Below are 23,016 nucleotides of genomic sequence, written 5' to 3' on the forward strand. Positions count from 1 at the left end.
GGTATTAATGACGAATCAGTAGGTTGAAGTGTGCTTTGGCATGAGTTTTGTCATTAAAACCCCCTCCCGTCCTCCCCCTTCGCAGGGGGAGGAGCAAACCCTCTCTGATGTAACCGCACGCACTGATTTAAATCACATCCCCTTTTGATCTACTATTCCTTAGTTCGCTCCGGACTCACTCACCTGCGTCTGGCTGAAATTCATAAAAACAAGAGTCTAAGGAAAGCATGGAAATCTTCTTTACCATTCTGATTTTGATTCTGGTGGTGTCGCTCTCCGGTGTCGTCACCAGAATGTTGCCGTTTCAGGTTCCTCTTCCATTAATGCAGATTGCCGTCGGTGCTTTGCTGGCGTGGCCCAATTTTGGCCTGCACGTGGACTTCGATCCGGAACTGTTTCTCGTCCTCTTTATCCCGCCGTTGCTGTTCGCCGATGGCTGGAAAACCCCGACCCGTGAATTCCTCCACCATGGGCGCGAAATTCTCGGGCTGGCGCTGGTGCTGGTGCTGCTCACCGTCGTCGGTATCGGTTATCTGATTTATATGATGGTGCCGGATATTCCGCTGGTGGCCGCGTTCGCGCTGGCTGCGGTGCTGTCGCCGACCGATGCCGTGGCACTGGGCGGCATTGTCGGTAAGGGCCGTATTCCTAAGTCGATCATGAGCGTGCTGGAAGGTGAAGCGCTGATGAATGACGCGTCCGGTCTGGTGTCGCTGAAATTCGCTATCGCCGTGGCGATGGGCACGATGATCTTTACCGTCGGTGGTGCCAGTGTTGAGTTCCTGAAAGTCGCGATTGGCGGTCTGATGGCCGGTGTGGCGGTGACGTGGTTGTACAGTAAATCGCTGCGCATTATGAGCCGCTGGAGCGGTGATGATCCGGCCACACAAATCGTCTTCCTGCTGCTGTTGCCGTTCGCGTCTTATCTGATTGCCGAACATATCGGTGTGTCGGGCATTCTGGCCGCTGTGGCTGCAGGGATGACCATCAGCCAGTCCGGCATTATTCGTAATGCACCGCTGGCGATGCGTCTGCGTGCGAACAGCGTCTGGGCGATGCTTGAGTTCGTGTTCAACGGCATGGTGTTCATCATGCTGGGTCTGCAATTGCCGGGCATCCTTGAGAACTCAATTGATCAGGCGACACACGACCCGTCTATCGTGACGTGGCACCTGTTTGCTGATGTCGGGATTATCTACTTTGCGCTGCTGATCCTGCGTTTCGTCTGGCTGTGGGTGATGAAGAATTTCAGCAACCGTTTCCTGAAAAAGAAACCGCTCCTGTTTGGCAGCTACAGTACGCGTGAACTGTGGGTGGCGTCTTTTGCCGGTGTGCGCGGAGCCATTACGCTGGCCGGTGTGTTGTCGATTCCGTTATTCCTCGCCGATGGTTCGGCGTTTCCGTCGCGTTATCAGCTGGTGTTCCTGGCGACCGGCGTCATTCTGTTCTCGCTGATTGCCGGTGTGATTGCCTTGCCGTTCCTGCTCAAAGGCGTGGTAGTGGCGGATGGTACCGCTTATCGCGAAGAAGAGCGCATGGCGAAATCGGTCGCGGCGGAAGTGGCGATTGAAAGCCTGCATAAGATGGAAGAGCGTCTGGCGGCGGATACCGAAGAAAATATTGATGAACAGACGCTGAAGGAAATCAGTTCGCGGGTTATCGGGACGTTACGGCGACGCACGGCCAACCGCGATGATATGGAAACCGCGCTGAAGCTGGAAAACCTCGAGCGCCGCTTCCGTCTGACCGCGCTGCGCGCTGAACGTGGTGAGCTGTATCACCTGCGTGCCACGCAGAAAATCAGTAACGAGACGCTGCAAAAACTGCTGCATGACCTCGATTTACTTGAAGCGCTGCTTGTCGAAAAAGAAGTGTAGTTTCTGTCAGAAATGAAAAAACCGCGTGCGCTGCCAGGTTCACGCGGTTTTTTATTGGCTATTTCCAGTAGTCGCGGCACAACGTGATCCACGCCTGTGCACTGTGCGAGAGATAGCTGCCCTGATGCCAGATCAGCCCGAGCTGCCACGGCATCAGCGGATCCAGTGGCAGCCACATCAGGACATTCTTATCCAGCCGCTGACAGACCGGTTCCGGCAAAATCGCCACACCCATACCGGTTTGTACCATCGCCGCCAGGAAATCCCACTGCCCGCTGCGCGCCGCAATTTTTGGCGTAAAGCCGTGTGAGGTAAAGGCATCCATCAGTTGGCGGTACAGGGCAAAATCTTCGTTATAAATCAGGATGCTTTCATCAGCCAGATCACTGAACCCGATGCGCGTGCGGTTCAGCCAGTGCGGCGTGCGCGGCACCACAACGCACAGCGGATGACTGAACAGCAGCAGTGAGGCGATAGAAGGCACGGCGTCAGCGGGCAGGGCAGTCAGCGCCAGATCCAGCTCGCCGGAAATCACAGCCTGTTGCACGGTCAGCCCGCCAAACTCGGAAATAATCAGTTCAATGCCGGGATATTGCTGGCGGAAGCTGCCGATAAGCGGCGCGATTTGCGTCCCGACCATCGGCGGAATGCCCAGCCGCAGATGACCGGATTTCAGCGAGTTAATGTCTTCCAGTTCCGCTTCAAGCTGGCGGAATTCCTCAAGGATATTCAGGCCACGCTGATACAACGCCTGACCGCTGTCGGTCAGGTGTAAACGCCGTCCTTCGCGGACAATCAGCGTGCATTCCAGTTCTTCTTCCAGATGACGCAGCATTTTGCTGATCGTTGGCTGGGTGACGAACAACTTTTCCGCCGCGCGGGTAAAGCTCTGCTGGCGAACCACTTCGACAAAATAGCGTAAGGTACGGACGTCCATGGGCTGATGTTTCCCCGGTCAGATCGGCGAGTTACAAAGTATTCCAAACTGGAATCATTTTTATGATTTTAATTCATTTCTTTACCAGTTTCCTGCCAGCGTATACTTCATTTTCACACTTTTCCCTCTTTCGAGGTCGTCCCCATGTTGTTGGCGTTGCGCACTAAAGCGCCGTCCCTGCTGACCCGTTGTCAGATCCCTGTTCAGGTGGTGTTGTACGCGGTGTTATTCGTTATCGCTGATCGTCTGGTCACTGCGTTACATCTGCCGTTACCCGCCAATATTGTCGGGATGCTGATGCTTTTACTGCTGATTATGTTGCGTATTTTGCCTGTGAAATGGGTGAAAGCCGGTTCCCGCTGGTTGCTGGCGGAAATGCTGCTGTTCTTCGTACCAGCCGTGGTGGCTGTGGTGAATTACGCCCAATTGCTGATGATCGAAGGCTGGAAAATCTTTCTGGTGATTGGGATCAGCACGATGCTGACGCTCGGGGCGACTGCCGTGGTGGTCGATAAAGTGTATCGTCTGGAGCAGCGTCTGGCGGCAAGGAAGGCGAGCCGTGACTGATTTACTGATCAGCATGTTGTGTTTTGTGGTCACCCTCGGGTTGTATTACGGCAACAAAAAACTGTACCGCCAGAAGCGCACACTGCTGCTGATGCCACTGGTGTTCACGCCGATTGTACTGGTGATTTTGCTGGTGGTGACGCACACGTCGTATCAGGATTACCTCGGTGAGACGCACTGGTTGTTATGGCTGCTCGGGCCGTCAACCATCGCGTTTGCGGTGCCGGTTTACGAGAATATGGCGGTGATCCGCCGTCACTGGATGTCGCTGAGTGCGGGCGTGCTGACGGCGATAGTCGTTGCCGTCGGCAGTTCCGTCTGGCTGGCGCGCATGCTGACCCTGCCCGAAGAAATCCAGCGTAGTCTGGCGGTACGCTCTATCACTACGCCGTTTGCACTGGCAGCCGCGAAACAAATGGGTGGCCAGCCTGATCTGGTCGCGTTGTTTGTGGTGATCACCGGCGTATTCGGCATGGCGGTCGGGGATATGCTGTTTCTGCGTCTGGCGGTAAAAAGCGGCCTCGCAAAAGGTGCCGGTTTCGGTGCGGCGTCACACGGTGCGGGCACGGCGAGAGCTTATGAACTGGGTGCGGAGGAAGGCGTAGTATCAAGCCTGGTGATGATGCTGGCAGGGGTTGTCACTGTGGTGATTGCGCCGGTGATCGGCGGGGTGATGTGGTGATGATCTTTTGAAAAAGATCTGAAACATTAAGGTCAAGACCTTGGGTTGCCACCCAAACTGGCCTTAAGGGCGGCTTATCGCCGCCGCCCTTAAGAATCCCGGGCTCTTTTACTGCACGCTTCGCTCGCTGGCTATGTTTCAGGTGCCGCAGCGATAGCCGCAAAATTCCGCCGCTGCGCGGTGCCCTCCGTTCGGGTTACAACCCGCGCAAAAAGACGCGCGGTTTTCCACCTCTCCTCCGGCGGTATTTTGGAACCGGCCTCAACGTTAACTTCACAACCTCACTTTCCCCTTTTGGGCGGTTTCGGCGCAGCGCGATAAGTGATCACCGCTAATGAGAAACCGAAATTTTCACCGTTCCGTTCAGATGCCGGTCAAGCTGCGGCCTCAGCTCAGTGAATCACCTGTGACAAGAACTCCCGCGTCCTCGCTGACTTCGGATTGGCAAAGAACTCCAGCGGCGGGGCCTGTTCCACGATCTCCCCGCGATCCATAAAGATCACCCGGTCGGCGACCGTTCTTGCAAAGCCCATTTCATGCGTTACACACAACATGGTCATGCCTTCTTCCGCCAGCGTGATCATGGTGTCCAGCACCTCTTTCACCATTTCCGGATCGAGCGCAGAAGTCGGTTCATCAAACAGCATAATTTTGGGCTTCATACACAGCGAACGGGCGATCGCCACACGCTGTTGCTGACCACCGGAAAGCTGGCCGGGGAATTTATGCGCATGCTCGGCGATACGGACACGTTTCAGGTAATGCATCGCCAGTTCTTCGGCTTCTTTCTTTGGCATCTTACGCACCCAGCAGGGTGCCAGGGTGCAGTTTTGCAAGACGGTCAGATGCGGGAACAGGTTGAAATGCTGGAACACCATACCGACTTCGGTGCGCACGCGTTCGATATTGCGCAAGTCGTCGTTCAGTTCGGTTCCGTCCACCACGATGCGCCCTTGCTGGTGCTCTTCCAGATGGTTAATGCAACGGATGGTCGTTGATTTCCCCGAGCCGGAAGGGCCGCACAACACGATACGTTCACGCGGTTTCACGCTCAGGTTGATGTCTTTCAATACGTGGAACTGTCCGTACCACTTATTCACGTTTTCCAGCGTGATCATCATATTTTGGTTTTCAGTGACTTGATGGTCGCTCATGGTTTACCTCAGTGTGCGGAACGTCCGGTGTGAAAGCGTCTTTCCAAATGCTGGCTATAACGCGACATGCTAAAACAGAAAATCCAGTAGACGGCGGCGGCGAAGACGTAGCCTTCGGTTGACATGCCCAGCCATTCAGGATCGACGGTGGCTTGCTGGACGCTGCTGAACAAATCAAACAGGCCGATGATGATCACCAGACTGGTGTCCTTAAACAGCGCGATAATAGTGTTGACCAGACCCGGTATCACCATTTTCAGTGCCTGCGGCAGAATGACTAAGCCTTGCGTTTTCCAGTAGCCGAGCGCCAGTGATTCGGCGGCCTCCGTCTGGCCTTTCGGCAGCGCCTGTAACCCGCCGCGCACCACTTCCGCGACATACGCCGACTGGAACAGCACCACCCCCACCAGCGCACGCACCAGTTTGTCGATACTCGTCCCTTCGGTCATAAACAGCGGCAGCATCACCGAGGACATGAACAGCACGGTGATAAGCGGCACGCCGCGCCAGAACTCGATGAAAATCACCGACAGAATACGCACGACAGGCAGGCTTGAACGCCGTGCCAGCGCCAGCATAATGCCCAGCGGTAACGCACCGGCAATGCCGACAGCGGCAATGATCAGCGTCAGTGTCAGGCCACCCCACTGACGGGTTTCGACGCGACTCAAACCCAGGAAACCGCCGTACAGCATGATCCAGGTGAAAATCGGGAAGAGCACCATCCAGCAGGCGATATAACGTCCGCGGCGTGGCATGGCTTTAAAGAAGATCGGTGCAAGGGTCAGCAGACCGACGATCAGTGTGACGTTGATGCGCCAGCGTTGATCGAACGGATACAGCCCGTACATGAACTGGCCGAAACGTGCGTGGATAAACACCCAGCACGCGCCAGCTTTGGTGCAGTCAGTGCGCGCCGTGCCAACCCAGTTGGCCTGAAAAATCACCCAGTTCAACAGCGGAGGGATCAGCAGCCACATCAGCCATAAACAGAACAGCGTCAGCAGGCTGTTAAACCAACTGGAGAACAAATTTTTACGCGCCCAGAGCACGGCCGTTCCGAGTGGCGTTCCGGGTTTCACGGCTCTGACTCCCGGAGGAAGTGTTGTCATTGTCATGGGATTCCCTTAACGCTCGACCAGCGCGATACGCCGGTTGTAAATGTTCATCAGGAAGGAAATTGCCAGGCTGATGATCAGGTACACCGACATCGTAATAGCAATGGTTTCAATTGCCTGACCGGTCTGATTGAGCACGGTACCGGCGAACAGCGACACCATATCCGGATAGCCAATTGCAGCCGCCAGAGAGGAGTTTTTCACGATATTGAGATACTGGCTGGTCAGCGGTGGAATGATCACCCGCATGGCCTGCGGCAAAATCACCTGACGCAACGTGACAGGATTCGGCAATCCTAACGAACGGGCGGCTTCATGCTGACCGTGTGAGACAGACTGAATGCCGGATCGGATCACTTCGGCGATAAACGTTGAGGTATAGACCGATAATGCCAGCGTTAACGCCGCCAGTTCCGGGATCAGCACCATGCCGCCACGGAAGTTGAACCCGCGTAGCGCAGGCACGTCCCAGTGCAGCGCAGGCCCGAAAATCAGGTGCGCCAGCGCCGGAAAGACAACCAGCATCACAATCGCCCACGGCCAGATATGCCAGATCCGGCCGGTGTGAATCTGGCGGAAATGGTTGTAGCGTTGCAGCGCGATGATGCCAAAAATCGCCAGCAGCACGGCGATAAAGCCCGCCAGACTGCCCGGTGCCAGTTCCGGTGAGGGCAGATAAAAGCCACGGTTACTGACGAAAGCCAGGTCAAAAGCATTCAGACTCTGACGCGGCCCCGGCAGGTTACGCAGTACGGCGAAATACCAGAAGAAGATTTGCAGCAGCGGGGGAATGTTACGGAACGTCTCGATATATACCGTCGAGACTTTGCGAATCAACCAGTTATCGGAAAGGCGTCCTAAGCCGATAATGAACCCGAGAATCGAGGCAAAAACGATACACAGCGCGGAAACCAGCAGCGTATTCAGCAGACCGATAACAAATACGCGGGCGTAGGTGTCACCTTCCTGGTAATCAATAAGATGCTGAACAATGCCGAAACCGGCACCTTTTTCAAGAAACGCAAATCCCGAGGTGATCCCTCGTGTAGTCAGATTGGTAATGGTGTTGTGGAGCAAGTAACCCAAACAGGCTACCAGCAACACCACCGCGAAAATTTGGTAAATCCAGGCTCGTACGGCTGGGTTGGTCAGCGATAACGAACCTTTTTCGGTTGGGCGTTGCGACATAGTGAATGGCCTTTAGCAATCTTTCACCGGGAAGTGATGCACCGGGGAACGACCGGTGCATCAACATCCTTAAACACTTTTCAACTTCATGAAGAAAGGATATTTAGCGAACTGGAGGAGCGTATTGGATCCCGCCTTTATTCCACAATGCGTTCTGGCCACGTTTGATTTTCAGCTCGCTGCCCTGACCGACGTTGCGTTCAAAGCTTTCGCCGTAGTTGCCGACCTGTTTAACGATTTTTACTACCCAGTCATTAGGCACTTTCAGGTCAGCACCGTAAGTCCCGGTTTTGCCCAGCAGGTTGCTCATATCAGGTGTCGTCGGGTTAGCCGCCAGCTTATCCACGTTCTGAGAGGTTACGCCCATTTCTTCAGCGTTCAGCATCGCGAACAGTGACCAGCGGACGATCGCCAGCCAGTCTTCGTCACCACGACGAACTACCGGACCCAGAGGTTCTTTAGAAATCACTTCCGGCAGAACGATGAATTCGTCTGGTTTGCCGAGTTTGATACGCAGTGCGTACAACTGAGACTGGTCAGAGGCCAGGGTGTCACAACGACCTGAGTCCAGCGCTTTCGCACTTTCGTCCGAGCGGTCGAAGGTGACCGGGGTGTAAGTCATTTTGTTGGCTTTGAAGTAGTCAGCCACGTTCAGCTCGGTATCCGTACCGGCCTGCAGACAGACCGTTGCGCCATCGAGTTCTTTCGCGCTTTTCAGGCCCGCTTTCTGGTGAGTCAGGAAGCCGATACCGTCGTAGTAGTTTACGCCAGCGAAAATCATGCCCATGCCCGCATCGCGGGAAGAGGTCCAGGTCGTGTTACGTGACAGGATGTCCACTTCGCCAGACTGCAGCGCGGTGAAACGCTCTTTGGCAGTCAGCGGGGTATATTTCACTTTCTCAGCATCACCAAACACGGCAGCAGCCACCGCACGGCAGACGTCAACGTCGATACCGGTGAATTTGCCTTTGGAGTCAGCGTAAGAGAAGCCTGGCAGGCCGTCGCTGATACCGCATTGAACAAATCCTTTCTTTTTAACGGCATCCAGAGTGGTACCTGCATGAGCCTGACCAGCCAGTGTCACGAAGCTTGCTGCGGCAATCAGTGTTGAGAGCAATATTTTTTTCATAAAGCGTCCTGTGAGACAAAACTGAAAATTATTATTGTGTAAGTGCCGGAGCACCCTGTCTGTTTATGGGGCAACGCCCTCTGCACCTGTCTTTGCAAAGGGAGTGCCAACATGAAAAACGCCCCATCAATCAAGTCATGTAGAGGAATTGCACAGTAACATTGACGAGGCGTATAAAATTTATTGCCCCGTTTCAGTGCGCGGTCAATGTGGCTGCGTTAAATGAGTGCGGAATATTTCAATATTGGAGTGCAGATCGCGCTGTTTGCAGCGAAGTGAAATGTGCATTCATATTTGGAAAAAAAATGAGGCAAAACGATGAGTAAATCTCTCAGACCAGGCGTTCTGAGAGATATGTTGGCATGACGGGATTTAAAACAGGGGACATTATCAGTGCAGCGGAGAAAATAGAGTGACTTATTTGGCCTGATCTTTACTGCCTTTGATCAGTTTACGCGCCGCCGCAATCTGGTCATTGTCCGGCGTTTTAGGTTTGGCTTTGTTGAGCGCAGAACTGAGGCCTGAGCGCCCCCAAAGGTCAAAGCTGTCATCATCTTTGAGATGGTCAAAGATAGAAGGTGTCGCGTCGGGTTTTTTAGCCATAAAGATTACAGATCTCTTATTGGATGCAATGAATGAAAAAAGCCCGACGCGGTGGCATCGGGCTACTGTTTTATGGCCTCTGGCGCTTATCGATAAAGCGAAGGCGCACCCGCCGGGCGGGTTTTAAAGCGGCGATGCAGCCAGAGATACTGATCCGGCGCACGCATAATTTCTTTTTCGATCACGCGATTCATGTAGGCTGCTGCCGCCATTTCATCGTCGATCGGGTAATCCTGCAACTGGGGCTGGATAACCAGTTCATAACCCGCACCGCCTGCTTTACGTACCAGCACAACGGTCACCAGCGCAGGTTTTGCCAGACGCGCCAGCATAAAGGTTCCGCTGGTAGTTGCGGCCTGATCGACAGCAAACAGTGGCGCAAATACGCTGCCACGCGGGCCGTAATCCTGATCCGGCGCAAACCAGACAGCTTCGCCTTTTTTAAGCGCGTGAACCATACCGCGTAAATCTTTGCGATCGAGCATCGCCTTGTTAGACCGCATACGCCCCCAGGTCTGCACAAATTCCATCGCTTTATTATTGTGCGGGCGATACATCGCCATCATCGGCTGACATAAGCCCATCGCGCGGCCGCCTAATTCCAGCGACATAAAATGCACGCCAATCACCAGCACGCCCTGTTTGTTTTCCTGCGCCTTTTTCAGGTTGTGCAGGCCGCTGACATCAAACCAGCGTTTAACACGGGCATCCGACCAGAACCAGGCCATGCCGGTTTCCAGCAGGCCCATGCCAAGGGATTCAAAGTTGCTGATGATGCGCGCTTCGACCTGATCAGCGGGGAGATCCGGGAAGCACAATTGCAGGTTACGGCGCGTTATCGACACACGACGTTTCAGGAAACGCATGGACGTCCGGCCCAGCCAGATGCCGAGACGGTTTAACACCGGATAAGGAAGCTGAACCAGCAGGAACAATACGCCAAGGCCAAACCAGGTCAGCCAGTAACGTGGATGTAAAAATGATGCGCGAAAGCGAGGAGAATTCATAAAAGCCCAATCATCTGCATAAAAAACCGGGGTAACGCGTCAGGGGTTAGCTCAGTCGCGATACGAATTGTCTGTTAAAGAGTGGGACAACATGCGGGTGTAAACGTTTCCGAAAGCACATATATTGACTCACTTTTACTTTATCAAGACACAATTAAAAGGCGGGATCGCGAAGCTGAAGGGCTGTCCGTAGGCGTTGAGCGGGGCGAATTCGACTCTTGCCGTGAGTATAACATGTCGTGTGATCTAACCGCAGAGGGTAATTGTCCGATAAACGCACTCTTTACTGTTTATTTACGTGTGGGTTTAGACAATAAAATGAAAACGCTACGGAAAGAAGGCATTAGCATTCAGACGTCGCGATATCCTCCACATGATATTTCAGCATGCTCCGCTGGCGAAACATGCTGAAAGGGAATATCAGCGATACAGCGGGTTGCTCATCACAGAGTACCGTCCACTGCCATACAGCGCGATCACGACGGCGGCCATGAAGTAATAGACGATATCTTCAATCGCCCAGGCACCGACCGGGGTGAGTGCAAAGGTGTGATGGATACCGACCATCATCCACGCAACAATCATTGTCGCTGCGGCAGACAGCGCGGCGAGTCGGGTGAAAATCCCCAGCATCATCATAATCGGGGCGATCACTTCGCCGATGATCACGCCGTAGGCGACAAATGCCGGAATACCATAGCCTGCCAGCATGCCCTGAATACCGCCCAGACCGTCATGCAGCTTATGCCAGCCGTGAAAAATCAGCAGTCCATAGGTGATCCGTAACAGCAAAATCGCCAGATCAGGTTTGTTCAGTGCTGCGGTAAAACGAAGATAAAGTTGCTTCATCAGAGTGACTCCCGGAGACGTTTTATTGTCCGTCTAAGGTAGTGCTTAATCGCTGAATGCAGGAGATAATTATTCTCATTTGGGTTGATCTGGGTTAGGTTTTGCGCAGATTTTGGGGTAAAGGTTTACGGGCAAAGCAGAAAACAAAAAGGCGCTCCCCTTGCGGAAAAGCGCCTTTTTAAGACATCGACTGATTAGTATCAGTTCATGCCATATTTTTTCAATTTCTTACGCAGCGTACCGCGGTTGATACCCATCATCAGGGCCGCACGAGTCTGGTTGCCACGGGTATACTGCATCACCATGTCTAACAGTGGCTGTTCAACTTCAGCCAATACCAACTCATACAGGTCATTCACGTCCTGACCATTCAATTGAGCAAAATAGCCCTTAAGTGCTTGTTTTACCGAGTCACGCAGGGGTTTTTGGGTTACCTGATCCTGAGAATTAACGGTAGAAACGGTCAGTACGTCAGAATTCACGCGTTGTTCGAACATAGTTCTGTCAGCTCTTTTTTGTTACGCAAGATTTTCGAAATATGCTTCCAACGCCTCCAGCTGTTCGCTGGCATCCTCTATGGCGTTGAAGGAGCGCCGAAACTGGTCATTTGGGGCATGCTCCTGGAGATACCAGGAAACGTGCTTACGGGCGATACGGAATCCCTTGCCTTGACCGTAAAAGTCGTGCAATTCCCGTACGTGCCCTATTAACAAGCGCTGAACCTCACCCATAGGAGGTGGAGGTAACAGCTCCCCTGTGTCCAGATAATGCTGGATTTCCCGGAAGATCCAGGGTCTCCCCTGAGCGGCACGTCCTATCATCAGAGCATCAGCTCCGGTGTAGTCGAGCACCGCTCTGGCTTTATGCGGGTCAGTTATGTCGCCATTCGCGATAATCGGAATGGAAACACTCTGCTTAACTGTCCGAATACTGTCGTACTCTGCTTCTCCATTGAAGAGACAGGCACGGGTTCGGCCATGAATAGTCAGGGCCTGAATTCCACAGTCTTCAGCCAATTGGGCAATTTGTACACAGTTACGGTGTTCCGGTGCCCAACCAGTACGAATTTTCAACGTGACTGGCACATCTACCGCCTTAACAACGGCAGTCAGGATTTGTTTCACCAAATCCGGATACTGCAACAATGCAGAACCTGCCAGTTTGCGGTTCACTTTCTTGGCCGGGCAGCCCATATTGATATCAATGATTTGCGCACCGCTTTCCACGTTAATTCGTGCAGCAGCCGCCATATCTTCGGGGTCGCAACCGGCAATTTGCACGGCGCGGATCCCCGGTTCATCGTTATGTACCATGCGCAAACGTGACTTATCCGTCCGCCACACCTCCGGATTGGAGGAGAGCATTTCAGATACTGCCATTCCAGCCCCCATCGCATGACATAAGGCACGAAATGGTCGGTCAGTGATACCGGCCATCGGGGCCGCAATCAGGCAATTTGTAAGCTGGTGGTGTCCGATGCGCATGAACTAGGAATGACCATACTGATGTCCGCAAGGGCGCGTATATTACGCATTTTCGCTGCGATATGAAAGGCCAAACTTTGAGCAATTTGATAAGAAAATGCCTTGTCAGCGCTGAAGTTCATGACGATTTGTTTTTTTATCGTGGTTTTACATTGAGTTATGTGACTTCGGTCAAATTGTGCGCTTGGGCAAATTCCTAATAACTCTCTGAATCATCCGGTTATAACAGTTGATTCTAAGGGGAGATCTGACGTTTTAAGCAGCAACAACCACAAAATTCTGTGATGCAGATCGTCTTTTGGTTAAAAAGTGACTCATTTTCAGAAAGGTGAACAAACAAGACAAAGAGATGCAGAAACAGATTCTGCACCTTAATCTGCAGTACGGAATTACTCTGCCACTACCACGCGACCATGCAGTCCTTGTACCGGGCGATTGTTCGCATGATGCATCGCATGCTGGAATTTCTTCAGCTGCGCCTCAGACAGCGTCTGAGGTTGTTTAACGACCAGCCAGCGAACGCCTTCTGTACAAGGTGGCGTAGTCAGCGATCCGCTGAAACGATAATGCGTCAGATCGGTGGGCAGCAGGCCATCAAGACTGACTTTCTCTTTCAGCGTGACAGATTCGCCCGCTTTTTCCGGCATCTGTTGCCAGATTTTTTCCAGCTCGGCATTAGCTTTGCCGGTTTCAAACATTACGGCAATCACCGCAATTTCACCGTCAGCATCCATATGAACAAAATGCGCCTCCATCGGGAAAGATTTACCGTTGAGGGTATTTTCGCTCGGAGAGTGGAAGTGGAATTGCTGGAGGACGAATTTATCCCCGTCCAGCGTGGCAAAATCACCCTGCTGAACATTCACCTGCACGCTGTGGCCGTTATTAATGACATTCACCGGCGGTAACTGATAGCTGAGTTTAAGCGGGCGAGGGTGCACCTCTAACGCCTCTTTGATATCGATAGGCGACTGTGCTTTGCCCTGCTCGCACAGATGGAAGTCAGGGCTGAGTTTTGACCAGTTTTGCGGGGCGGCGTCGCCATCATATGACCAATGTGGCGCTTCGTTTGCGAAGGCGGGTTGTGCAGAAACTGACAGCGTAAGTGCAGCCAGCGCGGCAGACAATATTGTTCCTTTCAAGAGTTATCCCTTTCATTTGTTGAGTAATAAACCTTGCGAAGTGTAAGGGGTTTACGCGGCAGGAGAAATACGGGAAAAGGCCGGAAAAGGATTTTGGGGGGAAACCCGCTCTTTCTGCACAAACAGAAAAAGCGGGAGGCTGACATCAGGCTTTTTTAACACCGGTTATACGGCACCATTCTTCTTTCTCGGCCACCGGATCCAGTTCGAATTGGTCTTTATAGGCATCCGCTACGCTTTGCGCCTGGCTGGCCAGTACGCCGGAAAGCCCCAGATGGCCACCTGCTACCGGCAGCACGCTGATCAGTGGCGCCAGTTCGCGCAGAGGGCCTGCGAGAATATTGGCGACCACCACGTCGGCTGACAGGTTATCAGGCTGGTCTTTCGGCAGATAAAGCGACAGACGCTCTGATACGCCGTTACGTTCGGCGTTATCGCGGCTGGCCTGAATTGCCTGCGGATCGATGTCGATCCCAACCACGTGTTTTGCACCCAGCTTCAGCGCGGCGATCGCCAGAATGCCGGAACCGCAACCGAAGTCGATCACGGTTTTATCGGTCAGATCCAGACTGTCGAGCCATTGCAGACACATCGCGGTGGTCGGGTGGGTGCCGGTACCAAACGCCAGTCCCGGATCCAGCATCACGTTCACGGCATTCGGATCCGGCACATCGCGCCAGCTCGGGCAAATCCACAGACGTTCGCCAAAACGCATCGGGTGGAAGTTATCCATCCATTCGCGTTCCCAGTCTTTGTCTTCCAGTTGTTCGATTTTGTGCACGAAACCTTTGCCCAGCAGAGGTTCGTTCTCCAGCATGACGATCACTTCGTCCATGTCGGTTTCCGCATCGTACAGGCCGATGGCGTCGGTATCACCCCACAGCAGGGTTTCGCCCGGCAGCGGTTCGAAGACCGGATTATCGTGGGTGTCCTGGAACGTTACGGACACGGCGCCACTTTCGATAAGCGCGTCGCTCAGCGTTTCCGCGTCGTTACCGGTGGTATTAATTTTCAGTTGGATCCAAGGCATAGCCATTCTCTTCTTAACAATCTGTAAAATCAGTGCCGCCTGTTCAGGACGGCTTGAGTACGGTTTCACGAGGCTGTTTACCAAACTTATTGCCGGTATAAAACGCCAGCAGGCTCAGCAACAGCGACGGCACAATCGGATGCAGACCGGCAATATGCAGGTCAATACTGGCGAGCAGGGTATAACAAACCGCGCCAACAATCATTGAGCTCAGTGCGCCCGTGGCGTTCGCCCGCTCCCAGTACAAACCGAGCACCAGCGGCCACAGGAACACCGCTTCCAGCCCGCCAAACGCCAGCAGGTTCAGCCAGATAATCATTTCCGGCGGACGCCATGCGGCCAGTAAGACCAGTAATCCCAGTATAAAGGTGGCCCAGCTTGAGAAGCGTTTTAACTTGCGCTCGTTAGTCAGTTGTTCCGGTTTAATACCGAGGTACAAGTCTTTAACGATAGTCGCAGATGATTGCAAAAGCTGCGCGTTGATGGTCGACATAATGGCGGCCATCGGTGCCGCGAGGAAAATCCCGGCGGCGTAAGGCGGCAGCACGGTGATCATCAGCGTCGGGATTACCTGATCGGGAATTTTCAGATCAGGTAAAATGGCACGCCCCAGCGCACCCGCCAGATGCATACCAAGCATCAAAATGGCGACCACGATAGTGCCAAGCACAATGCCACGGTGTACCGCTTTGCTGTCTTTGTAGGAAATACAGCGCACGGCGGTATGCGGCAGGCCAATCACGCCAAAGCACACCAAAACCCAGAAAGAAGCCATAAACGGCAGTGAAAGGACGTCATCCCCGCCATGCACGGATACCAGTTTCGGGTCGATTTGCTGGAGCTTATCCACCGCACTGTGCAGGCCACCCGCCGCGTGAATGACAGCGATCAGGAGTAAAATGGTGCCGAGCAGCATCACCAGTCCCTGCATGGCGTCATTGAGCACGCTGGCACGAAAGCCGCCAAACGCGGTATACAGCGCGATGCTGATGCCGAAAATCAGCAGTCCGGTGTCGTAAGGAATACCGGCTGCTGTTTCCAGCAGGCGTGCACCACCGATGAACTGAACGGTCATCGCGCCCAGAAATGCCACCAGCAGACTCAGGCTTGCCAGCCAGACCAGCAGACGGCTCTGGTAGCGGGCAAACAGCATGTCGTTCAGCGTGACCGCATTATAGCGGCGCGCCAGAATGGCGAATTTTTTACCCAGTACGCCGAGTGAAAGCCAGACGGCAGGCAACTGAATCATTGCCAGCAATACCCAGCCAAGGCCAAATTTGTAGGCGGCACCGGGGCCGCCGATAAAGGAACTGGCACTGATGTAGGTGGCGGTCAGGGTCATGGCCAGCACGAAGCCGCCCATGGAGCGGTTGCCGAGGAAATATTCAGTCAGGAAGTTGCCCTGCTCGCGGCGGGTATATGCATAAACAGACAACCCGAAAACCAGCAGCAAATAGGCAATCAGTGGCAATAAGACTTCAGTCTGCATGACTGTCCTCCAGCGGAATATCGCGGTAAATCACGCGAACCATCAGCCAGCTTAAAAGAACGAATATCAGCGGTACCAGCAGACAGGCCATTTCGAACCAGTGCGGCAGGCCGGTGATGCCCTGTTTATCGTCAGGAATATAGGCGGCAAAACTCCATGCCAGCAGATAAGCAATCGTCAGCCCAAAAGCCCATCGGGCTTCACGGTTGGCTTGTAAGAAACGTTTGTCCAACGCCATTTACTTGTCTCCCCTCAAAACGTAAAAAAGGCCGGAATATCCGGCCTTGATAAGAGAGTACGCAACGGTACGGTCTTTTTTATTTTTCCTGCAAACCGAGTTTTTTCTCAAGATAGTGGATGTTAGTTCCACCATGCTGGAAATTCTCGTCGTCCATAATGCGCATTTGCAGTTCAATGTTGGTTTTGATGCCGTCGATGATCAGTTCTGCCAGCGCATTTTTCATGCGGGCAATGGCCACTTCACGGGTTTCACCGTAAGTGATCAGTTTACCGATCATGGAATCGTAGTACGGAGGCACTGTGTAGCCTGCGTAAATGTGCGATTCCCAACGAACACCGAAGCCGCCAGGGGCGTGGAAACGGGTGATTTTGCCTGGGCTTGGCAGGAAGGTGTTAGGGTCTTCCGCGTTAATGCGGCATTCCACCGCATGGCCTTTGACTTTCACTTCGCTTTGTTTGATCGACAGTGGCTGGCCGGACGCAATGCGCAGCTGCTCTTTGATCAAATCCACACCGGTGATCATCTCAGTAACCGGATGCTCAACCTGGATACGGGTGTTCATTTCGATGAAGAAGAACTCGCCGTTTTCATACAGGAACTCGAAAGTACCTGCGCCACGGTAGCCAATATCCACACAGGCTTTGGCACAACGTTCGCCGATGAAACGACGAAGATCTTCCGTGATGCCCGGTGCTGGCGCTTCTTCAACGACTTTCTGGTGACGACGCTGCATGGAGCAGTCACGTTCAGCCAGATAAACGGCGTTGCCCTGACCATCAGCCAGTACCTGAATTTCCACGTGACGTGGATTTTCCAGGTATTTTTCCATGTAAACCATGTCGTTGTTGAAAGCTGCTTTAGCTTCCGCACGGGTCATGTTGATGGACTGTTCGAGGTCTTTGTCGCCGCGTACAACACGCATACCACGACCACCGCCGCCGCCAGAAGCTTTGATGATGACCGGATAGCCGATACGTTTTGCGAAGGCACGGTTTTGATCCATGTCATCGCCCAGCGGGCCGTCAGAGCCAGGTACACAAGGTACGCCAGCCGCTTTCATCGCCTGGATCGCAGAAACTTTGTCACCCATCAGGCGGATAGTTTCAGCTTTCGGGCCGATGAAGATAAAACCAGAACGCTCAACCTGCTCTGCAAAATCGGCATTCTCGGACAGGAAACCGTAGCCCGGGTGGATAGCCACCGCGCCAGTGATTTCCGCCGCAGCGATGATGGCAGGGATGTTCAGATAGCTTTTTACTGAAGGTGCAGGACCGATACAGACGGTTTCGTCTGCCAGCAGCACGTGTTTCAGGTCACGGTCAGCGGTAGAGTGCACAGCAACGGTTTTGATGCCCATTTCTTTACAGGCACGCAAAATACGCAGAGCAATCTCGCCGCGGTTCGCGATAACAATTTTATCTACCATGGTACGCCTCGTTATTCGATGACGACCAGCGGCTCGTCGAATTCAACCGGTTGGCCGCTTTCTACCAGAATTGCTTTAACAACACCGGATTTGTCTGCTTCGATTTGGTTCATCATTTTCATCGCTTCAACGATACACAGGGTATCACCGGCGTTCACTTTCTGACCCACTTCGATGAAGGCTTTAGCGTCCGGGCTTGGCGTACGGTAGAAGGTGCCTACCATCGGTGAGCGAACGATATGGCCACTGATTGCAGCCGGAGCTGCTTCTGCAGGCGCAGCTGCTGGCGCAACCGCAGCAGCCAGACCTGGCTGTTGTTGTACAGGCATAGCGTAAGCCTGTTGCATCATAGGATAAGCCTGCGCAGGTGCAGCACGGCTGATACGTACTGATTCTTCGCCTTCAGAAATTTCCAGTTCAGAAATGCCTGATTCTTCAACCAGTTCGATCAGTTTTTTAATTTTACGAATATCCATGGGTGTGATTCCGTACTCTTTTTGCGTAGAAATTAGTGGGTTTTTGACAAGCGGTTAACCGCTGCCTGTAATGCAAAGTGGTAGCCATCTGCGCCAAGTCCGCAAATAACGCCCACTGCGATGTCGGAAAGATAGGAATGGTGCCGGAACGCTTCGCGGGCATGTACATTCGACAGATGGATCTCGATAAACGGAATCGACACCCCCAGTAATGCATCGCGCAGCGCCACGCTGGTATGGGTAAAGGCCGCGGGATTGATCAGGATGAAATCGACATTTCCGCGTGCCTGATGAATACGTTCAATCAGGACATGTTCTGCATTGGATTGCAGATGGCTCAGTGCTACATCAGCAGCAGCAGCCTGCACTTCCAAACCTTTAACAATATCGTTGAGCGTGGTGTGTCCGTACGTTTCAGGCTCACGGGTGCCTAACAAATTCAGGTTAGGACCGTTCAGTAGCAAAATGTCAAACTTATGCGCCATTGTGAGCCTATCTCCGGCAATTAGACAAAGATTGTAGAAAATACCCTGATGTCACCGGTTTGTCACCTATTTCGCGGCAAATCGGCCCGTCTCTTCGGCATGAGGTCGGGCATTATAATGATATCGTGGCAATTCGCAGCTAAATACTGGTCTTATCAGCGAAGATAATCAACCCTCGGCCGGTCAACGTGGGTGCAATTGTCGAAATTATGAGGGGCAACCGGGCCAAAAGTTCCACGGCTTATCGCAGCCACTGGCGGAATTTTTTATAACGGAATGCCAGCAAGATGACGGCAAGTATTGCGTAAATCACCGGTTGTGGCGACAGCACTTTTACCGACCAAAGGTAGTGGATCGGCGCAAGTATGGCGATGAGATAAATGAAGTTGTGCAACTTTTGCCAGGTTGATCCCATTTTGCGTTGTGCCCACACGGTGGAGGTGCAGGCCAGTGCCAGCAGCAGGATCCAGCAGATGATACCGAGGGTGAGATACGGGCGCGATATCAGTTCACTTCCCAGCAGGCGGATATTGTTGATCCCAAGCTCCAGGAATGAATAGCTGAGAAGATGCAAGGTTCCCCACGCAAAACACCACAACCCCAGCAAACGGCGCGTGCGGATCAGTAATGGCTGTTTGCCATAGCGTGCGACGGGCGTGACCAGTAATGTCACCAGCAAAAATTTCAGAGTCATCCTACCGGTAAAATGCTGAATATCTTTGGCGGGATCGGCGCTGAACCCGCCCTGATTAATCGAAAGCACAATCCAGAAAAAAGGCAAAATGGCGCAAAGATAGATGATCACTTTCAACCCGGTAATATTGGCAGGGCTTAAACGACGCATAACTGAACCGCCTCTTCCTTAATAGAACTTACGTAAATCCATACCGTGATACATCGATGCTACCTGCCCGGCATAACCATTGAACAGCAATGTCGGCTGGCGTTGCACGTCGAGTAAGCCGCCGGAACCGATAAACCGTTCCGTTGCCTGCGACCAGCGCGGGTGATCCACATGCGGGTTCACGTTGGCGTAAAACCCGTATTCGTTGGAGGCAATCTGGTTCCAGGTTGTCGGCGGCTCATCTTGAGTAAATTTGATGTTCACGATGGATTTGATGCCTTTGAAACCGTACTTCCACGGAATGGTCAGGCGGATAGGCGCGCCGTTTTGTGGCGGAAGTGCTTTGCCATAAACGCCGACCGTCATCATCGCCAGCGGGTTCATCGCTTCATCTATACGCAATCCTTCAACGTACGGGTAATTCAGTCCACCGCCGATAAACCGGTCTTTCTGCCCCGGCATATGTTCCGGGTCATATAAGGTAGTAAACGCGACATAACGCGCTTTGCTGGTCGGTTCGGCAAGTTTGAGAATCTCACTCAGCTGAAAACCGATCCACGGCACCACCATCGACCAGGCTTCGACGCAACGCATCCGGTAAATACGTTGCTCAAGCGGGAAGCGCTTCATGATGTCATCCATATCCAGCGTCATCGGTTTAGCAACTTCGCCTTCTATTGTTAATTTCCACGGCGAGGTAACCAGTTGCCCGGCGTTGGCGGCCGGATCAGCTTTATCCAGCCCGAATTCATAGAAATTGTTGTAGCCGGAAACTTTGTCCTCGGGGGTCAGTGTCAGGTCATTTTGATAAGCAGCGGGTTTGGTGAAATCCAGCGGTTTACCGGCGGGCGCGGCAGGGCGGTCATGGCCTTTGAACCAGGAAAGGATATCTGCGCGTGCATTTTGGGGAACAGCAAGTGCCGCGGCACTGATCCCCAGTGCCTGTAAAACTTTGCGCCGGTCATAAAAAATACTTTCGGGTGTGACGTCTGCTTCGGTTAGTTTGCGGGGTTTGAACATAGCCTTCTCCGGCATTCTCATTTTCGTGATTCATTTTTATGGTTATAAACAAAGCATGGCGTGAAACCGGACGCTTTGCGAGATATCACGCTAAAAAAGCGCATTTTGCCGCAGGCATTGAGGAGGCGTTTACCATTTATATAAGAATTACGAATTGATTGGTTTTTGTGTTGCTATGCTATGAATGTATGCGAATGACTCTTTCGAAAATTTCTCCTTTCATCGCATTTTTCTGTTTTATAGTAGCGGCGTTTTTTCGTGGCAAGCTCAGAGAAAGGGTTTGTTTCCCCCTCACCGTAGCGAGTAAGGCACAGGGATGCGATTTACTACCAGACTATCGGCACTGATGACGATGTTAGTTGCGCTGGCAATGTTACTGATGTTGCTTGGCGTCACTTTCAGCTTTATCTATCTGAACAAACAAGATACCGAACAACATCTTCAGGCACTTGCCACGACTTATGATCAGGCATTACTGACGCATCCCCCCGCAGATGCCCAACGCTGGATGCCTCAGGCTATGCGTATGCTTGATGTCACGGATATCGAAGTCAAACTTGATAACACCACCGTTTTTGAATACCACGAGCGTCCGGATGTACACCGCTCGTGGGACAGCGTGATGCCGGAATATGACACTGCCATTATCCCGCTGATGCACAACCACGCCATGTCGCTGCACATTTCCTATGTTGATCCTGTCAGCAGTTACATCCGCTCCCTGCGTTCTACGTTCACGATTGGGATCGCCATTCTGGTCATGCTCGCTATGCTGCTGCTCAGTTTTCGCTGGTTACGTCAGGAAACGGACGGTGTGGAAAAGCTGGAAGACCGCGCGGTCAGAATATTACGCGGTGAACGGGAAGGGCTGTCCGGTCATGTGGGCGAATGGCCGCATTCTGCCAGCAGTGCGATAGATCGTCTGCTAGGGGATCTGAATGAAGCACGTGAGCAGCGCAGCCGCGTGGATACCTTGATCCGTGCTTATGCTCAGCAGGACGCGCAAACCGGCCTCAGTAACCGCTTGTTCTTTGATAATCAGCTTGCGACGCAGCTGGAAGAAAAGGGTGCGCACGGTGTGCTGATGTTACTGCGCTTGCCGGATTTCGACACCATGCGCGAAACGCACGGTCAGGCAGTGGTCGAAGAACTGCGTTCGGCGATGGTGAATTTGTTATCGACGTTCGTGATGCGCCATGTTGATGCGCTGCTGGCACGTTATTTCCACAGTGATTTTGCCGTGCTGTTGCCACACCGCACCTTAAAGGAAGCGGAAGTGATGGCCTCACAATTAGTCAATGCGCTCGGCGTCCTGCCGACCTCGTCGCTAATTGACCGCGATGCGCTGATGTACATCGGTATCAGCGCCTACCGTTTCGGTCAGACGCCGGATCAGGTGATGGACATGGCCGAGCAGGCGACGCGACATGCGGCGTTTCAGGGCAGTAACAGCTGGTTTATCTATGATAAAAATGTGCCGGAAAAAGGTCGCGGCAGCGTGCGCTGGCGGACCCTGCTGGAAAATACGCTGGCGCGCGGCGGCCCGCGTCTTTATCAGAAGCCCGCTTTCACCCGGGACAACAAACCGGATCACCGTGAGGTGCAGCGGCGTGTCTTCGACGGCGAGCAGGAACTGCTGGCTGCGGAGTTTATCCCGCTGGTGGTTCAGTTCGGGTTGTCGCAAAGCTTTGACCGGGTCATGTTAAGTCAGATTATTCCGTTACTTAACCGTTGGCCGGATGAAACGTTAGCATTTCACCTGACGGTTGATTCATTATTGCAGCGCTCATTTGTTCGCTGGCTGCGCGATACCTTGCTGCAGTGCGAAAGAACACAACGAAATCGAATTTTGATTGAACTTGCTGAGGCGGATCTCTGTCAACATACCGACCGCCTGCGTCCTGCGATCAGATTGTTACAGGGTTTGGGCTGTCGTCTGGCCGTTTCGCAAGCCGGACTGACGGTGGTCAGCACCTCCTATCTGAAAACTTTCCCGGTGGAGAGAGTTAAGCTTCACCCGGGGTTAGTGCGTGATATTGATAAAAGGGTTGAAAATCAGCTCTTTGTACAAAGCTTACTCAGTGCATGCGAAGGGACTCAGGCGCTGGTATTTGCCTCTGGCGTGCGCACAAAAGAGGAGTGGGCTGTCCTGCTGAAAAGCGGGATCCACGGCGGGCAGGGCGATTTTTTTGCCGGTCCGGAGCCTGTTGAACCGGTCGGTAAAAAATATTCACACAACCGCGATGTTTAAGTGACCGTTAATGCATT

Annotated in this window: 23 protein-coding genes; 4 read left to right on the forward strand and 19 right to left on the reverse strand. The window is 53.0% G+C overall.

The window, feature by feature from the left end; all coding sequences use genetic code 11:
- The first annotated feature begins 227 nt into the window (after window positions 1-227).
- Entirely contained in the window at window positions 228-1,877 is a 1,650-nt protein-coding gene (locus tag UC14_RS22660; protein ID WP_013577313.1) for a Na+/H+ antiporter, read from the forward strand.
- A gap of 58 nt (window positions 1,878-1,935) precedes the next feature.
- On the opposite strand, the gene UC14_RS22665 is transcribed toward UC14_RS22660, so the two are convergent.
- Window positions 1,936-2,814, reverse strand: coding sequence for a LysR family transcriptional regulator (locus tag UC14_RS22665; protein ID WP_112198482.1), 879 nt, complete (start codon window positions 2,812-2,814; stop codon window positions 1,936-1,938).
- Window positions 2,815-2,958: 144 nt separating this feature from the next.
- Between UC14_RS22665 and UC14_RS22670 the strand changes: the two genes are divergently transcribed.
- Both UC14_RS22670 and UC14_RS22675 read left to right on the forward strand, forming a co-directional pair.
- Window positions 2,959-3,381, forward strand: a complete 423-nt coding sequence (locus UC14_RS22670; RefSeq protein WP_013577311.1) for a CidA/LrgA family protein — start codon at window positions 2,959-2,961, stop codon at window positions 3,379-3,381.
- Entirely contained in the window at window positions 3,374-4,063 is a 690-nt protein-coding gene (locus UC14_RS22675; protein WP_013577310.1) for an LrgB family protein, read from the forward strand. Before UC14_RS22670 ends, UC14_RS22675 begins: the two co-directional genes overlap by 8 nt.
- Window positions 4,064-4,455: 392 nt before the next feature.
- On the opposite strand, the gene UC14_RS22680 is transcribed toward UC14_RS22675, so the two are convergent.
- From UC14_RS22680 to msrP, 18 genes are all read right to left on the reverse strand, one after another.
- A complete protein-coding gene (locus UC14_RS22680; protein WP_013577309.1) occupies window positions 4,456-5,217 on the reverse strand; it encodes an amino acid ABC transporter ATP-binding protein in 762 nt (253 codons plus the stop codon).
- A gap of 8 nt (window positions 5,218-5,225) precedes the next feature.
- The gene (locus UC14_RS22685) at window positions 5,226-6,335 is read right to left on the reverse strand and encodes an amino acid ABC transporter permease (RefSeq protein WP_041673173.1); all 1,110 of its coding nucleotides are present in this window, start codon (window positions 6,333-6,335) and stop codon (window positions 5,226-5,228) included.
- Window positions 6,336-6,344: 9 nt separating this feature from the next.
- Window positions 6,345-7,523 (reverse strand): amino acid ABC transporter permease, encoded by a 1,179-nt coding sequence (locus UC14_RS22690; protein WP_112198483.1) that lies wholly within the window; start codon window positions 7,521-7,523, stop codon window positions 6,345-6,347.
- Window positions 7,524-7,626: 103 nt separating this feature from the next.
- Complete coding sequence (locus tag UC14_RS22695; protein WP_013577306.1) at window positions 7,627-8,652, reverse strand: amino acid ABC transporter substrate-binding protein; 1,026 nt, start codon at window positions 8,650-8,652, stop codon at window positions 7,627-7,629.
- A 417-nt stretch (window positions 8,653-9,069) separates the two neighbouring features.
- Window positions 9,070-9,255: a hypothetical protein gene (locus tag UC14_RS22700; protein WP_013577305.1), complete on the reverse strand. Its 186-nt coding sequence runs from the start codon at window positions 9,253-9,255 to the stop codon at window positions 9,070-9,072.
- Between the two features lie 86 nt (window positions 9,256-9,341).
- A complete protein-coding gene (gene lpxP / locus UC14_RS22705) occupies window positions 9,342-10,262 on the reverse strand; it encodes a kdo(2)-lipid IV(A) palmitoleoyltransferase (RefSeq protein ID WP_112198484.1) in 921 nt (306 codons plus the stop codon).
- 420 nt (window positions 10,263-10,682) lie between these two features.
- On the reverse strand, window positions 10,683-11,114 hold the full coding sequence (locus tag UC14_RS22710; RefSeq protein ID WP_370447499.1) for a DoxX family protein: 432 nt from the start codon (window positions 11,112-11,114) through the stop codon (window positions 10,683-10,685).
- A 197-nt stretch (window positions 11,115-11,311) separates the two neighbouring features.
- Window positions 11,312-11,608 carry a DNA-binding transcriptional regulator Fis gene (gene fis / locus UC14_RS22715; RefSeq protein ID WP_004097144.1) on the reverse strand — a complete coding sequence of 99 codons (297 nt, stop codon included), beginning with the start codon at window positions 11,606-11,608 and terminating at the stop codon, window positions 11,312-11,314.
- A 21-nt stretch (window positions 11,609-11,629) separates the two neighbouring features.
- Window positions 11,630-12,595: a tRNA dihydrouridine synthase DusB gene (gene dusB, locus UC14_RS22720; RefSeq protein ID WP_013577302.1), complete on the reverse strand. Its 966-nt coding sequence runs from the start codon at window positions 12,593-12,595 to the stop codon at window positions 11,630-11,632.
- A gap of 389 nt (window positions 12,596-12,984) precedes the next feature.
- Entirely contained in the window at window positions 12,985-13,737 is a 753-nt protein-coding gene (locus tag UC14_RS22725; protein ID WP_225444940.1) for a carbonic anhydrase, read from the reverse strand.
- A gap of 145 nt (window positions 13,738-13,882) precedes the next feature.
- A complete protein-coding gene (prmA, locus tag UC14_RS22730; RefSeq protein WP_013577300.1) occupies window positions 13,883-14,767 on the reverse strand; it encodes a 50S ribosomal protein L11 methyltransferase in 885 nt (294 codons plus the stop codon).
- A gap of 43 nt (window positions 14,768-14,810) precedes the next feature.
- Entirely contained in the window at window positions 14,811-16,256 is a 1,446-nt protein-coding gene (gene panF / locus UC14_RS22735) for a sodium/pantothenate symporter (protein ID WP_112198485.1), read from the reverse strand.
- Complete coding sequence (locus UC14_RS22740; protein WP_015690529.1) at window positions 16,246-16,488, reverse strand: YhdT family protein; 243 nt, start codon at window positions 16,486-16,488, stop codon at window positions 16,246-16,248. The genes panF and UC14_RS22740 overlap by 11 nt, the downstream gene beginning before the upstream one ends.
- An 85-nt stretch (window positions 16,489-16,573) precedes the next feature.
- On the reverse strand, window positions 16,574-17,923 hold the full coding sequence (gene accC / locus UC14_RS22745) for an acetyl-CoA carboxylase biotin carboxylase subunit (protein ID WP_013577297.1): 1,350 nt from the start codon (window positions 17,921-17,923) through the stop codon (window positions 16,574-16,576).
- 11 nt (window positions 17,924-17,934) lie between these two features.
- The gene (gene accB, locus UC14_RS22750) at window positions 17,935-18,399 is read right to left on the reverse strand and encodes an acetyl-CoA carboxylase biotin carboxyl carrier protein (protein ID WP_013577296.1); all 465 of its coding nucleotides are present in this window, start codon (window positions 18,397-18,399) and stop codon (window positions 17,935-17,937) included.
- 32 nt (window positions 18,400-18,431) lie between these two features.
- The gene (aroQ, locus tag UC14_RS22755; protein WP_013577295.1) at window positions 18,432-18,884 is read right to left on the reverse strand and encodes a type II 3-dehydroquinate dehydratase; all 453 of its coding nucleotides are present in this window, start codon (window positions 18,882-18,884) and stop codon (window positions 18,432-18,434) included.
- A gap of 241 nt (window positions 18,885-19,125) precedes the next feature.
- Complete coding sequence (gene msrQ, locus UC14_RS22760) at window positions 19,126-19,728, reverse strand: protein-methionine-sulfoxide reductase heme-binding subunit MsrQ (protein WP_013577294.1); 603 nt, start codon at window positions 19,726-19,728, stop codon at window positions 19,126-19,128.
- Window positions 19,729-19,746: 18 nt separating this feature from the next.
- Entirely contained in the window at window positions 19,747-20,748 is a 1,002-nt protein-coding gene (msrP, locus tag UC14_RS22765) for a protein-methionine-sulfoxide reductase catalytic subunit MsrP (RefSeq protein WP_013577293.1), read from the reverse strand.
- 316 nt (window positions 20,749-21,064) lie between these two features.
- Here msrP and csrD point away from each other — a divergent pair, with 316 nt between their 5' ends.
- Entirely contained in the window at window positions 21,065-22,999 is a 1,935-nt protein-coding gene (gene csrD / locus UC14_RS22770) for an RNase E specificity factor CsrD (RefSeq protein WP_112151056.1), read from the forward strand.
- Window positions 23,000-23,016 lie beyond the last annotated feature (17 nt).

The sequence above is a fragment of the Rahnella sp. NRRL B-41462 genome (genome assembly GCF_003263525.1).
GTDB classification, from domain to species: domain Bacteria; phylum Pseudomonadota; class Gammaproteobacteria; order Enterobacterales; family Enterobacteriaceae; genus Rahnella; species Rahnella aceris.